A 13,279-nucleotide genomic window follows, 5' to 3' on the forward strand; every position below is an offset into this window, starting at 1 on the left:
ACGCTGTCCTTCAAAGGCCCGCCGCGGCGCGGTCGGCCAGGATGTCTCTGTCGCTGCATTCGAGCACGATGGCCGCGGACCAGTCGGCGTCAAAGTTGCCAGCCGTCACTCTGCGCCTCAGCGCTTCCTGCTGCCGCCCCTCAAATGTAGCCTGCACTTGCGCGCCTCGCTGATCGTCCTGAGCCCGACACTATCCCTTGCGCCGGCACCTCGTCGCTTCACCATCGGAAACGCGTCGCGTCGAACCGCAAATTTGCAAAAAGGCACCTCCGCAGGATCCCCTCGGAGGTGCCGCTTTGATCATTCGCCGGCTCTCACGTCGCGCTGCAGGCGTCGTTCCAGATCGGCAAGTTCCTTGGCCACATCGTCCTTGCCGGAGATGATGTCATGAACGGCCCGGTAGAACGTGCGGGAAATGCGATTGTAGTTCTTGCCGGTGGCAGCGGAGGGACGGGCAACCGACTCCTCGAAGGCCGTCTTTGCCATGCCGAGGAAGGGGATTTTCGCCAGCACGTCGGCATCCTCGTAAAGCGCCGCGACGGTCGGATTGTAGCCGCCTTCGATGGCACGCATCTTCTGGTCCTCGAAGCCGACCATGTAGCGCAGCAGGTCCGTCGCAAGCTCCTGCTTCTCGGAATATTTGGAGACCCCGAGATAGGCCGTGCCGAGCGTTCCGCTCGACTTCTGCCCTTCCGCACCGAGCGGCAGAGCGGAGACGCCGACCTTGCCGACGAGCTTGCCGCCTTCCGCCTGCGACGTGCCCCAGACATAGGGCCAGTTGCGGTGGAACACGGCATTGCCACTTTCAAAAAGGGTTCGTGAATTTTCCTCGTCGTAGTTGAGCACGCCCTCGGGCGAAATCGTGCCGATCCAGCCGCGCGCACGGGTCAGCGCCGCTTCCGTCACGGGGCTGTTGATGGTGACCTCGCCGTTGTCGGAAATGATCGTGCCGCCGCCGGCCGAGGCGATCCATTCCAGCGCGTCGCAGGTCAGGCCCTCATAGCTGCGGCCCTGCCAGGCATAGCCCCACATGTCCGGGTTTCCGGCCTTGCGCTCCGCGTCCTGGATCTCCTTCGCGGTCGCCGTCATTTCATCCCAGGTCTTCGGCGGCTCTTTGCCGTATTTTTCGAGCAGGTCCTTGCGATAGAACATCAGCCCGGTGTCGATATAGAAGGGCATCGCCAGAAGCTTGCCGTCGAGGCGCGCGGCGTCTGTCGCGGACGCAAAATGCGCCTTCACCTCGTCCTCCGGGATCATCGATGTGACGTCGAGCAGATGATCCTTGAACATGCCGAGCCAGATGACGTCGATATAGAGCACGTCGATGTCCGACGATTGGGCGGCAAAGAGCTGCTGGTAGATCGGGATCGCATCATCGAGGTTCTGCGGCATCCGGTTGAGCTTCACCTCGTTGCCGGTCTTCTCCGACCACTTGGCGACTGCCTTTTCACACAATTCGTAGTCGGTCGCGGAGCAGAACATCGAGACCGTTTCGGCATTTGCCGGAAGTGAGGATGCGATGGTCACCACGGCCATGCCGGCCAGCATTTTCAGTTTGTGTTTCATGTCGTTCCCTCATTCGTTCTCTTGTGAACGTCGCTATATCGCGGCCTCCCGCCGCCGATATTTCGTAAGATCTTTTTGAAAAGGCAGATTGCGGCCGCCATACCCGGTCACCGCAAGCGATCCACAGATGACGGCAATTTCGATCGCGCCGCGCAATTCCGGCTCAGTGAGCAGCCCGTGGACGAAGCCCGCGTTGAAGCAGTCGCCAGCCCCGGTCGTGTCGAACACGTCGACGGCGAGCGCCGGCACGCGGCAGATCTCTCCCTTCGACATGGCGATGGCGCCGTCGGCGCCGCATTTGACGACGACGGTCGGGCAGAAGCGGGCGATCGAGGCGAGCGCGCGCTCGACGTCATCCTCGCCCGTCAACGCCTTCGCTTCGGAGGAATTCGGCAGGAAGACGTCAATCAAACTCAGCATCTCTTCGATGCCGGGCGTCGAAAGCGTGTAGTCCACGTGCTGCAAGTCGGAGCAGACCATGATGCCGAGATCACGCGCCGCCTGGATGAGCGCGCGCCGCTCCTCGTCGAGCGAGAACCCCTGAAGCAGAAGAATGCGCGGCCTGAGGCGCTCGAGATCCTCCGGCTTCGGCAGCGGGTCCGGCTGCTCGGCATAACTGATGAAGCCGCGGTCATGCGCGAACGAAAATGCCGCGCTCACCCGGCGCAACGGTTTGTCGAGATGAATGAAGAGGCCGTCGTCGATATTCTCCCGCCGTGCCTCATCGATGATCATGCGACTGAAGATGTCGTTGCCGAAGGTGCACCACCACCCCGCTCTGGTGCCAAGGCGGGCAAGTGCCAGCGCGGTCGAATAGGCAGCGCCCGGCACCCACTCGAACTCTTCGGCCCAGAGGTCGGCACTGACCTTCGGCACATCCGGGAGACCGCGAAAGATCAGGTCGAAGTAGTATTCTCCGACCACCATCACGTCGCAGCGGGAGCCGGGTGCCTCACTCACGACCAGTCACCTGCATATTGTGCGTGCGCCGCCAGATATTCGTCGACCAACGTCACGGCACGCGAATAGGAGAGCACGAGCGGATGCGCCATCAGCGCCTCGACGGCGAGTTCGCGGCTCCGCTCCTTGATCGCGCGGACGGCCAGCCGCTCGTAGCGCTTGACGTTCTGGACGAGCTGCGCCTGGGCTTCGGGCATGGCGCCCATCTTGAGCGGCCTGATGCCGCTCTTGTCGACCACGCAGCCCACCTCCACGACATCGTCTGGACGTAGACCGTCGATTGCACCTTCATTGCGGACGTTGAGACCCGTGTAGCAAGGCTTTCCGGTCTGCAGCGCATCGACAAGGTTGAGCGCGACCCCGGCATACCCTTCCCCTTCTTCCCCGGTCTCGCCGGCCGCGACGCTTTCGACAAACTTGTCCGCCTCTTCCATGCTTGGCGCATCCGCCAGCGCGTAATGCATGTAGGTCGCGTTGCGCCGCCGCTCATAGGCATAGTAGGCGGCCAATGCTCCCTCGGCATCGGCATCGAGATCGATCGTGGCGAGCTTGGCGATCAACGCCGCGTTCAGGTCCTTCACCTCTTCGCCGCGGGTGCGCTCGTCAGACTTGAGCGCTTCGACGGCCCTTTCCGCATAGTAGTAGTAATAGAGATATTCATTGATCCAGTTGCGCTGGTGGCGGATCAGCTTGCTGTCGAACATGCGCTGCGACGTCGCGCGGATGAAGGCGTCGTCGTCAAGCAGCGGCTGAAGCACTTCCTTGCCGTCGATCTTTGCACTCCTGGTAAAGGAGAGGTGGTTGAGACCATAGACCTCGGCATGCACATCATTCTGCGGCACCTTGTACCAGCGCGCCAAGGCTTCCTGGGCGCCATTCGCGCCATCGCAGATGCCGACTGTGCGGTGATAGCCTTCGTTCTGCAGCGCTTGCGCAACCAGGCCGGCCGGGTTGGTGAAGTTGAACAGCCAGGCGTCGGGGCTGACCTTCTTCAGGATTTCCGCGTATTTGAGGATGACGGGAATGCTGCGAAGCGCCATCGCAAAGCCGCCCGGACCGGTGGTCTCCTGACCCAGCACGCCATGGGCGAGCGCGATGCGTTCGTCCTTGATCCGCCCTTCTTCGTTGCCGGGCCGGACCGTGGTCACGACGTAGCTTGCCCCTTCCAGCGCCCGCTCGGCATCGACTGACATCGTGATCCTGACCGGGGACTGCATGCGCCGCGCCAGTTCCTGGCTGATCCGGCCGAAAAGATCGAGCTTCTGCTCATTGATATCCTGCAGGCAGATCTCGCTCAGACCGCTTCTTTCCGCGCGCCGCAGGGCAGATCCGACAAACAGGGGTGCCCGGACTCCGCCGCCGCCAATCAAGGTCAGTTTCATTCTTTACTCCGCCGTTCCGATTGTGATATCGCTACTGGATATAACCAGTTATGTCAATTCGATCTGCAGACGCTTTTCTCACGGTCCACACGGCGGAGCGAAACCGATGTGCGGGGGGCCGAGCCAAGTGTATGTCCCCAGAAAGTGCACACCGGTTTCGGGCGACGACATGCATGAAACCAAAGACCTAAAGCGCGTCGCATCGCGCCGATTGAATGCGACGCGCTTTAGCTGGGGGCGGAAAATGGGGCGGGCTCTTGTCTTCAATCTTGCCAGGTGCAATGCAGAAGGGCATCCGGCAACTGGCCGCTGAAACGAACGACTGATGGCACGACACGCAAATCTTCCGGACGAGAATTCCATCGACCGCAACCACCCGGATGCGCTCTACGTGCAGCTGCGAAACCTGCTCAAAGGCATGATCGAAAGACGGGAACTTGCGGTCAATGACAAGCTTCCGTCAGAGCGGGAGCTTGTCGCGGCCTATGGCGTCAGCCGCATTACGGTGCGCCAGGCCGTGAAGGATCTCGAGAACATCGGCTATCTGCAGACGCGGCCCGGCAAGGGCATCTATGTCACCGAACCGAAGCCGATCTATGAACTCGAGGTCGTGCGAAGCTTCACCCAGACGGCCTACGCCAACAATCGCAAGCCCGGTATGCGCCTTCTCGCCGGCAAGGTCATCCGTGCCGACGCCGAAGTCGCGCGGCCGCTATCCCTGCCGACCGGCGCGGACGTCGTTTTCCTTGAAAGATTGCGCCTCCTCGATGACGTACCGGTGGTCATCCAGCGGGACTGGTTCTCCGCCTCGCTCGCGCCGGGCATTCTCGACATCGACTGGACGGTCGAGAACCGATCGCTCTATGCGGAGTTCGAGAACCGCTACGGCATCATTCCGTCGCGCGGCCAATCGACCGTGAGTGCCAGGCTCGCCACCGATACGGAGGCGTCGTTCCTCCAGCTCGATGTTCCTGCTGCGGTCCTGACGCTGGACCAAATCGCCTATGACACGCACAACCGCACGGTCAATGTGAGCGCCGCTGCCTACCATCCGGCCCGCTATCCGCTGTCGTTGACCCAGTCCCACAGACGGCTGTGATTCGTCCTCATCCGGGCGCCTTTCCCTGCAACCATAGATCTGCGTATCGATCCGGGAATCTACCCGTTTGGTCTGTTCCCGCGGAAACACAAAACCCTCTCGGACTCGTCAATATATGGCAGCGAGAACGGCAGGGAACGTTCTTCAGGTCACGCAATACCGCGTGACTTGCGAGGGGTTCGACTGGGGAGACACTCCATGAAACGGCGCCGCATCTAGTCTATTCGACGCCGTGTCGCTCGCGACGATGAGCGACCGCCCGCCATGGGCGCTCTTCCAAAAAAACCATCCATCACCACGCCGAGGCAGCCGCCTCTGCGAACAGCGACGCATGTCCCGATGCACAGAAACAAGGAAACACATATGGCGAATATTTTCGGAACTGTCGGCAAGGACATTTTGACCGGCAGCGATCTTGAAGGCGATTTCATCATGGCGCTTGCCGGCGACGACATCGTCGATGGCGGCATGGGCAGTGATACGGTGAACGCCGACGAGGGCAACGACACTGTCAGCGGCTCGTTCCAGAATGACAGCCTCATGGGCGGCGACGGCAATGACACGCTGAACGGCAACAGCGGAAGCGACACGCTGAGCGGCGGAGCCGGACAGGACAAGCTCAACGGCGGCAGCGGCCGGGATATGATCACCGCCTTTGAGCTCAGCGACGTCTCCGGTGATGTGGTCGACGGCGGCTCCGGCACCGACATGGTCATGCTTGATTATTCGGATCATGGGGCAAAGCTCAATATCGCGATCAAGGATTGGATCGCACCGCAAACACTGACCGGAGGCATCCAGACGACAAATGTCGAGTCGTTCAGCATCACCGGAACGGCCTTCGATGACGTCGTTACCGGCGGCAACTATTCCGACATGTTGACGGGGGGATTGGGCCATGACCGACTTTCGGGCGGGCGCGGCCATGACATACTCCAGGGCGGAGACGGTAACGATACGCTCATCGGCGGCTACGGCCTTGACTTTGTGAACGGCGACGCCGGCAATGACACCCTGTACGGTGACGCCGGCAGCGACTATCTGAGTGGCGGTGACGGCGACGACAAGGTCTACGGTGGCGACGGCGCGGATTCCCTCGCGGGGGATGCCGGCAACGACCAGCTTTCCGGCGGCAACGACGGCGATGTCGTTTCCGGTGGTGCGGGTATCGATAGCCTGGCAGGCGACGCCGGTAATGACTCGCTCGATGGCGGCATCGGTGACGACAGGCTTGAGGGCGGCACTGGCGACGACACTCTCAACTACACCTACGGCCAAGGCAAAGACACGATCACCGACGTGAGCGGCAGCGATCGACTGGTCGTCCGCAACTTCTCCGGAAACTTTACGGCGAAGGCAGCCACCGAAGTCAATACGCTTGCCGGCGGCACGACGTTCACGGGCATCGAGCACTACTCGATCTACGCGACCGGTTCGACGGTCAACAAGGTCGTGACCGGCAGTGGCAATGATTATGTCGACGCCGCAGCCGGTGACGACTACGTCGACGGCGGTGCCGGCAATGACACGCTGCTTGCCGGAATTGGTCGTGACACCGTCAATGGCGGCATCGGCAACGACGCCGTGACCCTGGGCGACGGTGGCGCAGACAAGGGCGACGGCGGCACCGGCACCGACTCCGTTGCGGTCGACCGCCGCTCGCTGACAACCGCACAGACCTTTTCCGCGACCGGGGCCAACGCAACGCTATCGGACGGAACAAGCCTCAACAACTTCGAGCGTTATCGCGTCGAATTCGGCTCCGGCAATGACGTGGTGAAGTCCGTCGGTTCCGCACTGAGCGTTGCCTTCTATGGTTACGGCGGTAACGATACGCTGATCGGCACCAACGGCAACGACACGCTCGACGGCGGAGAGGGAAGCGACACGCTCAACTCCGGCGCCGGCAACGATGTCATCCGCGACTTCGGTGGCAAGAACTCGATCACTGCCGGCGACGGCAATGACGTGGTCAATGTCGGCGACAGCGCGACGGGAGCGGCCAGCTACAACACGGTCAATCTCGGAACAGGCGACGACAGCTTCACGCGCACCGCCTCGACCGGCACGCTGGTCGTTGACGGCGGCACGGGCACCGATTTCGCCTCCATCAACTTCAGCAAGTACACCCAGGGCATCACCTTCAAGCTTGCTGCCTCGGTGACGGCCACGAACGCGCCCGTCACGGTGAAAAACGTCGAACGCGTCGCGCTCGTCGGCGGAACGGGCAACGACATCTTCGCCGGTGGAAGCCTCAATGACGATCTGCGCGGCGGCGCCGGTCACGACAGTCTCAGCGCCGGGGCGGGCAACGATCTCCTGTCCGGCGATGCGGGCAACGATACGATCCGTGCCGGAACGGGCAACGACACCATCTACGGTGATACCGCGACCACCACCGGCGGCAGGGATGTGATCTACGCCGAGGATGGCAATGACAAGGTCTATGCCGGCATCGGCGACCGTTCCGACGGTGGCACGGGCACGGACGTGATCAGGCTGAACGTCTCCGAGCAGACGAAGGATATCACCTTCAACTTCTCGACCGGCACGGTCAACGTCGATACGGCGACATCCTTCAACGCCTTCGAAGCGCTCGACTATGTCGGCAGCAAGGGCAAGGACACGGTTACGGGCGGTACCCTCAACGACATCCTCGACGGCATGTCCGGCAACGATGTCCTCAGGGGCGGCAACGGCAACGACACGCTGCGTGACGGCGCCGGTGACGACCAGCTCTTCGGCGACGCCGGGAATGACGTTCTCACCCGCACCGTTCATTCCGGCAAGGACCTCTTCGATGGCGGCGTCGGTATCGATACGCTGAGCTTCGCGGAGGGGGCGACGTCGGTCGTGCTCGACCTGACGACCCAGGCCAAGAACAAGGGGCTGGCGCTCGGCCTCACCGTCAAGAATTTCGAAACCATCATCGGCAGCGCAGCCGATGACGATATTCGCGGTGATGCGACCGCCAACACGTTCTATGGCAAGGGCGCCGACGATATCCTTGATGGCCGTGACGGCAACGACATCCTGATCGGCGGCGCAGGAGACGATTGGTTGACGGGCGGTACCGGCAACGACCGGTTCGTCTTCGACCGCGAGGGACGTGACGGTGAAGGCGATGTCATCACCGACTTTGTCCGCGGCCAGGACAAGCTCGTCATCGATCGCGCCGCCTTCGGCATCGCCGCCAGCGATACGACGGTGACGCTTGCCACCGGCACGGACCCGGTCGCGACAAGCAGCAAGGGCACGTTCCTGTTCGAGACCGACAATGGCCGCCTCTGGTACGATGCCGACGGCAATGCCGCAACGGCGGATCTGGAGCTGGTCGCGATCCTGCAGAACGTCAAGGCACTTTCCACGAGCGACTTCTCCTTCCTCTAAGAAGAGCGTTCCAGGATGCGCCCGTCCCGCGAAAGCGGGGCGGGCCTTTTACTGCGTCCGAGCTAGACTATTTGCGCCGTGTCGATGCTGGTTTTCCGGAGCTGCGGCTTGGCCCCCGGTTTTTCGATCCCCGGGATGAGCCCGATTTGCTCGCTGAGAAAGTCGACCAGCAGCCGCACCCGCGCAACGCCGGCGCGCTCCGGAACGATCAGCATGCTCAGCGGAACGGCCGGAAGCGAATAGTCGGGCAAGATCGCGGTCAACCTTCCGGTCGCCAGGAGATCGTCGACCAGCCATTGATGCGCTGGCGCAATGCCGCGGCCGGCGACAAGAGCTTCGCGGGCTGCAAGCCCGTGATCGACCCGAAACCGTCCCCCGAAGGGCACGGAATAGGGCTCTCCGCTCTGCCCCTGCAAGGTGAGGATGTCGCTTCCCGCCACATTCGACATCCGGATACCCTCATGGCCTGAGAGATCCTGCGGGACAGCCGGTATACCCCGCACCGCCAGATAGCCCGGCGCTGCCACCAGCAGTCGCCGGGACTGGCCGACCGCTCTAAGTTTGATGGAGCTGTCGGCGAGCGGACCCAGGCGAAGCGCGATATCGACCCCCTCGCGCACGAGGTCGATCCGCTCGTCGGTGAGGCTGAGGTCGACCCCGACATCGGGATAACGATCCTGGAAAGCGAAAATCAGCCGACTGACATGCATCACGCCGAAGGCGGCCGTGCAGGATAGGCGGACCGTGCCGGCTGGCGCGCCACGGGTGCCGCGTGCCTCGTCGACGGCCTGCTCAACGAGGCGAAGTACGTGAACGCTGCTGGCGTAATAGCGGCTGCCCTCATCGGTCATGGTGACGCGCCGCGTGGTCCTGCTGAGCAAAGGCACGCCGACGGCCTCCTCGAGTTCTCTGAGATGCCGCGTAACCGTCGACTGACCCACTCCGAGCTCTCGCGCAACAGCCGACAGGCTCCCGCGTTCGGCCACCCGGACGAAGGTGCGCATGCGTTCCAGCGTGACGTCAGACTTATCCATTATTCGGCAAAATCATATCCATTACCTACATCTACCGGATCACCGCCGCGTTGGCTACCTAAGCATCGATTTTGCTATGGAAGGCCTACGTCATGAAAGTTCTGCTCGTCTTCGCCCATCCCGAGCCGCGTTCGCTCAACGCCGCCCTCCGCGATATCGCCGTCAAGGAGCTGGAGGCCCAGGGCCACGAGGTCCGCGTGTCGGACCTTTATGCCGACCGCTGGAAATCCGAGGTCGATCACGCCGATTTTCGATCGCTTGCCCCTGACGCGCGTTTGAAGGTGGCGAGGGCCTCGGGAGAAGCTTTCGCGGCCGACGCCCTGACCGAAGACGTAAAGGCCGAACACGAGAAGCTCCTGTGGGCCGACGTCCTGATCCTGCAGTTCCCGCTGTGGTGGTACAGCATGCCTGCAATCCTCAAGGGCTGGGTGGACCGGGTCTACGCCTACGGCTTCGCCTATGGTGTCGGCGAGCACAGCGACAGATATTGGGGCAGCCGCTTCGGCGAAGGAACCTTCGCGGGCAAACGCGCGATGTTGCTCGTGACCACCGGCGGCTGGGAGGAGCATTACTCCGCCCGCGGGATCAACGGTCCGATCGACGACATCCTGTTCCCGATCAATCACGGGGTCCTCTTTTATCCGGGGTACGACGTGCTTCCGCCGTTCGTCGCCTATCGAGTCGATCGTCTCGATGAGGCCGGTTTCCATGCCGTCGCCGAGCGCCTGCGCGAGAGGATGCGCACACTCGGCTCCACACCACCCATTCCCTACCGGCAGCAGAATGGCGGAGACTATGTGATCCCGAGCCTTCAGCTTCGACCTGGTCTGGGCGATCCGGGCGCGAACGGCTTCGCTCTTCACTTGAACGGCACGGATAGCAGATGAGATCCTGCGGAATCGAAGTGTTAGATCGTCCCTTGTGCGTTCATTCGAACGCGCGGCGCTCTCTGTCGCGTATTCATAGATTTGGTTCTGTAAGCGCGCCTCGCTGAACGTTCGCTTCGCTTGGAGCGATCCAATCATTGCGTCGCTGCGAAATGACGCGAGGTGTCATTTGCTGCCGCAAGCAACTCGTACGACACCGATACGGCCAGTGTCGTACGAAGCAGCGATCGACCAGTTGTTCAAACGCATGCGGCCGTCTCGTTCGGCCCTAACCCAACAAGCGGTCAGTAGTCCCACCAGGCCGGTACCCAACGAAAGAGGTTGCCGGCGGCCGCGACATGGCCGACGGACGGGAACGGTATGTGCGTGGACACCAGTGACGAGCCGGTCTCCGCCAGCTCCCGCATAAGGCGGAGCCTAACACGGGTTGCCTCCTCGGGGTCGTGTTCGAAACCGTTGTGCCACTCGGGGTGGTCGAAAGAAACCGGAAACAGGGCGTCGCCGGCGAACATCAGCCGGCTACCGCCAGACTTCATGCGGACAACGCTGTGCCCAGGCGTGTGGCCGCCGGTGCGAGTGACGACCACGCCCGGTGCCACCTCGGCCTCCTCCTTGAACGTCCGCAGATGGTTGCGGTACTCGTCCAGGAATTGCAAGGACGCTCGCCGGGCCAGATCCGCAAGCGCCGGCGGCATGGCGGTGCGGGAGAAATCGGGGGACTCCCAGAACTTGGTCTCTGCGGCGGACACATGGACCCGCAGATCCGGGCGCAGCCGCTCCTTCACGCCGTCGACGAGCAGCCCGCCGACGTGGTCAAAGTGCATGTGGGTCAGCACCACGTCGGTCACGGACGCAAGATCAACGCCAGCGGCCTCCAATCGATGGACAAACTGCCCGGCCCGCGGGAAGTCCGGGTACTCCTCCCCTAGGCCACTGTCGATGAGTATCGTCTGGCCGCCGCTGCGCACCACGACCGCGTTCAGTGCCCAATCGAAGGCGTCGTGCGACAGGAACATGTCATCCAGCCAGGCCGCCCGGATGGCCGGGTCGGCGTTGGTGGCCATTGACTCGGCTGGCGGGGTTAGCACTCCATCGCTGATCACCAGCACGTCAATCTCGCCGACCGGCACCGCGTAGCGCGACGGAACCAACTCGTCCAGGGCCGGTTTACCTGGGTGTGAAGTGTTGTCCAAGCTCATGTTCGTCTCCTGCTCACCAATCCTGGGGGATTTGCTTCTGCCTGCGACATGATGCGCTCGTGTTCTGCGTGATCGAGACGTGTCGGTCACGAGCCACGTCGCGGACTCTATGATGAGCCAGGTTGGCGATCGAGCTACACCTAAGGATGGGTAGCCTGCGTGGACCGCAGCGAAGATATGCCGGTGAAGAGGCTGGCATGAAGAGCAGACGCTCTCGCCCGCCGAACGGTGCCCGCGCTCAGCGTTGACTCGAGCCCGCTCGGCGCACTCAATATCCGCGACAGTCTCGAGGCGCTCTTTCGAGCAGGAAAGATGTCAGGACGGGCTGCCATTCAACGGCGTCGACCGCCCGCCGCGGCCGCGCCTCGTGGTCGGCGTCCGCCGCCGAACTCAGAACTGCAGCGCCGCAAGGATATCGCGCGCTGGAGTGCGGCGAATTGTTCCTGAAGCGTGTCGCGCTGCAAATCGTGACCGACTTTCCCGCCCCCAAAGTTCGGGCTCCGCTTCTTGACGAGCGCGTTCCGTCGCGCAGCCAAATCGTTCTGTCTTGCCGAACTCCGTGTTTGTGACTCCGCCGCATCACAAATTCTCTTTCCGGACTATAAGTCTCTGGTGTGAGCAGTCGGTCTCCTTTTGGCTCCAGCCCCCTCGCAGCTGCTTCACAAACGAGCGCGGCGCTCGCCGGGCTCCGACTCTCAGCCTCCTCGGGACGTCGGAGCCCGTTTTTTCGGGGCACCATAGAGCGCGAACGAGAAGACCTCGCCTGGGTCGACAGGATTCTCCGACACCGTCGTCGGTTGATTGTTCGCCTAAAGGAAACACCGGTTTCGCAATGGCTGCCTCATTGGGACCTGGCAGATTTGCTAAGAGTTCAAAGGCCCGATTGCTTTAACAAGCTCCTCCACAAATGATCTCAACACATGGGCAAGGGCTATGCAGATCACAACAGATCGAAGGGAGAAGACATGGCTAGCGAACCAATCCGCGATCCTTCCAAGGACCGCCTCCTCACCCCGCAGAATGCTGCGTTTATCATCATCGACTATCAGCCGGTTCAGGTGAACTCGATCGCCTCGATGGACCGGCAGCTGCTGCTCAACAATATCGTCGGCTGCTCGAAGGCGGCCGTCGCCTATGGCCTGCCGATTGTCCATTCGACGGTCAACGTAAAGACCGGCCTCAACAAGCCGCCTGTACCGCATATCCGAAAGGCGCTCGCCGATTACCCGACCTATGACCGCACCAGCATCAACAGCTGGGAGGATGTCGAATTCCGCAAAGCGGTCGAGGATACCGGCCGCAAGAAGCTCGTCATGACGGCGCTCTGGACCGAAGCCTGCCTTACCTTCCCAGCGATCGACGCTCTCGCCGAAGGTTATGAGGTCTATGTCCCCGTTGACGCCGTCGGTGGCACCTCGGTCGCGGCGCATGAGGCGGCGCTGCGGCGCATCGAACAGGCGGGCGCAAAGCTCATTTCCACCGTACAGCTCTTCTGCGAGCTCCAGCGCGACTGGAAGCGAAGTGAGACCGTGCCCGCCTTCATGAACCTCTTCATCGAGACCGGTGGCACCGCGGGTATCCAGTTCTCCTACGATCGCTCCGAATAGTCGTATACTGGTCAGCGTCGTCACGCGACGACGCTGGCCAGATCATTTACGCTTCGAAATCCTCCTCATTCTGCTGGTGGCAGCGGTCGCGCTTGAAGCGTTCGCCACACGTTCTCGCCTCTCGCGGAGCTCCCTGGCTTGGCATTTGATCCGCC

10 protein-coding genes are annotated in these 13,279 nt (G+C 62.2%); 4 read left to right on the forward strand and 6 right to left on the reverse strand.

The genetic code is table 11. The features are described from left to right. Positions 1–10 precede the first annotated feature (10 nt). The 4 genes from GHK62_RS16470 to GHK62_RS16485 form a co-directional block, all read right to left on the reverse strand. Positions 11–157, reverse strand: coding sequence for a hypothetical protein (locus tag GHK62_RS16470; RefSeq protein WP_153440234.1), 147 nt, complete (start codon positions 155–157; stop codon positions 11–13). A 143-nt stretch (positions 158–300) separates the two neighbouring features. After that, the gene (locus tag GHK62_RS16475; protein ID WP_153440235.1) at positions 301–1,566 is read right to left on the reverse strand and encodes an ABC transporter substrate-binding protein; all 1,266 of its coding nucleotides are present in this window, start codon (positions 1,564–1,566) and stop codon (positions 301–303) included. 33 nt (positions 1,567–1,599) lie between these two features. Beyond that, positions 1,600–2,493, reverse strand: a complete 894-nt coding sequence (locus GHK62_RS16480) for a carbohydrate kinase family protein (protein ID WP_234886933.1) — start codon at positions 2,491–2,493, stop codon at positions 1,600–1,602. A 29-nt stretch (positions 2,494–2,522) separates the two neighbouring features. Continuing rightward, a complete protein-coding gene (locus GHK62_RS16485) occupies positions 2,523–3,908 on the reverse strand; it encodes a family 4 glycosyl hydrolase (protein WP_153440237.1) in 1,386 nt (461 codons plus the stop codon). Positions 3,909–4,233: 325 nt separating this feature from the next. Between GHK62_RS16485 and GHK62_RS16490 the strand changes: the two genes are divergently transcribed. Together GHK62_RS16490 and GHK62_RS16495 are read left to right on the forward strand one after the other, a co-directional pair. Continuing rightward, a complete protein-coding gene (locus GHK62_RS16490; RefSeq protein WP_153440238.1) occupies positions 4,234–5,007 on the forward strand; it encodes a GntR family transcriptional regulator in 774 nt (257 codons plus the stop codon). 363 nt (positions 5,008–5,370) lie between these two features. Continuing rightward, a complete protein-coding gene (locus GHK62_RS16495) occupies positions 5,371–8,397 on the forward strand; it encodes a calcium-binding protein (protein WP_153440239.1) in 3,027 nt (1,008 codons plus the stop codon). A gap of 62 nt (positions 8,398–8,459) precedes the next feature. Here GHK62_RS16495 and GHK62_RS16500 read toward each other — a convergent pair whose 3' ends face one another. After that, entirely contained in the window at positions 8,460–9,431 is a 972-nt protein-coding gene (locus GHK62_RS16500; protein ID WP_153440240.1) for a LysR family transcriptional regulator, read from the reverse strand. Between the two features lie 92 nt (positions 9,432–9,523). On the opposite strand from GHK62_RS16500, the gene GHK62_RS16505 reads away from it, so the two are divergent. Further along, entirely contained in the window at positions 9,524–10,318 is a 795-nt protein-coding gene (locus GHK62_RS16505; RefSeq protein ID WP_153440241.1) for an NAD(P)H-dependent oxidoreductase, read from the forward strand. A gap of 284 nt (positions 10,319–10,602) precedes the next feature. On the opposite strand, the gene GHK62_RS16510 is transcribed toward GHK62_RS16505, so the two are convergent. Beyond that, entirely contained in the window at positions 10,603–11,517 is a 915-nt protein-coding gene (locus tag GHK62_RS16510) for an MBL fold metallo-hydrolase (RefSeq protein WP_153440242.1), read from the reverse strand. 965 nt (positions 11,518–12,482) lie between these two features. On the opposite strand from GHK62_RS16510, the gene GHK62_RS16515 reads away from it, so the two are divergent. Continuing rightward, a complete protein-coding gene (locus tag GHK62_RS16515; RefSeq protein WP_153440243.1) occupies positions 12,483–13,124 on the forward strand; it encodes a hydrolase in 642 nt (213 codons plus the stop codon). Positions 13,125–13,279: the final 155 nt, after the last annotated feature.

The sequence above is a fragment of the Sinorhizobium terangae genome, assembly GCF_009601505.1.
Lineage (GTDB): Bacteria > Pseudomonadota > Alphaproteobacteria > Rhizobiales > Rhizobiaceae > Sinorhizobium > Sinorhizobium terangae.

Excerpts from the sequence above, each read along its gene's own strand:
- GHK62_RS16475 (WP_153440235.1), bottom strand. The coding sequence starts at position 1,566 with ATGAAACACAAACTGAAAATGCTGGCCGGCATGGCCGTGGTGACCATC.
- GHK62_RS16480 (WP_234886933.1), bottom strand. The coding sequence starts at position 2,493 with ATGGTGGTCGGAGAATACTACTTCGACCTGATCTTTCGCGGTCTCCCG.
- GHK62_RS16485 (WP_153440237.1), bottom strand. The coding sequence starts at position 3,908 with ATGAAACTGACCTTGATTGGCGGCGGCGGAGTCCGGGCACCCCTGTTT.
- GHK62_RS16490 (WP_153440238.1), top strand. The coding sequence starts at position 4,234 with ATGGCACGACACGCAAATCTTCCGGACGAGAATTCCATCGACCGCAAC.
- GHK62_RS16495 (WP_153440239.1), top strand. The coding sequence starts at position 5,371 with ATGGCGAATATTTTCGGAACTGTCGGCAAGGACATTTTGACCGGCAGC.
- GHK62_RS16500 (WP_153440240.1), bottom strand. The coding sequence starts at position 9,431 with ATGGATAAGTCTGACGTCACGCTGGAACGCATGCGCACCTTCGTCCGG.
- GHK62_RS16505 (WP_153440241.1), top strand. The coding sequence starts at position 9,524 with ATGAAAGTTCTGCTCGTCTTCGCCCATCCCGAGCCGCGTTCGCTCAAC.
- GHK62_RS16510 (WP_153440242.1), bottom strand. The coding sequence starts at position 11,517 with ATGAGCTTGGACAACACTTCACACCCAGGTAAACCGGCCCTGGACGAG.
- GHK62_RS16515 (WP_153440243.1), top strand. The coding sequence starts at position 12,483 with ATGGCTAGCGAACCAATCCGCGATCCTTCCAAGGACCGCCTCCTCACC.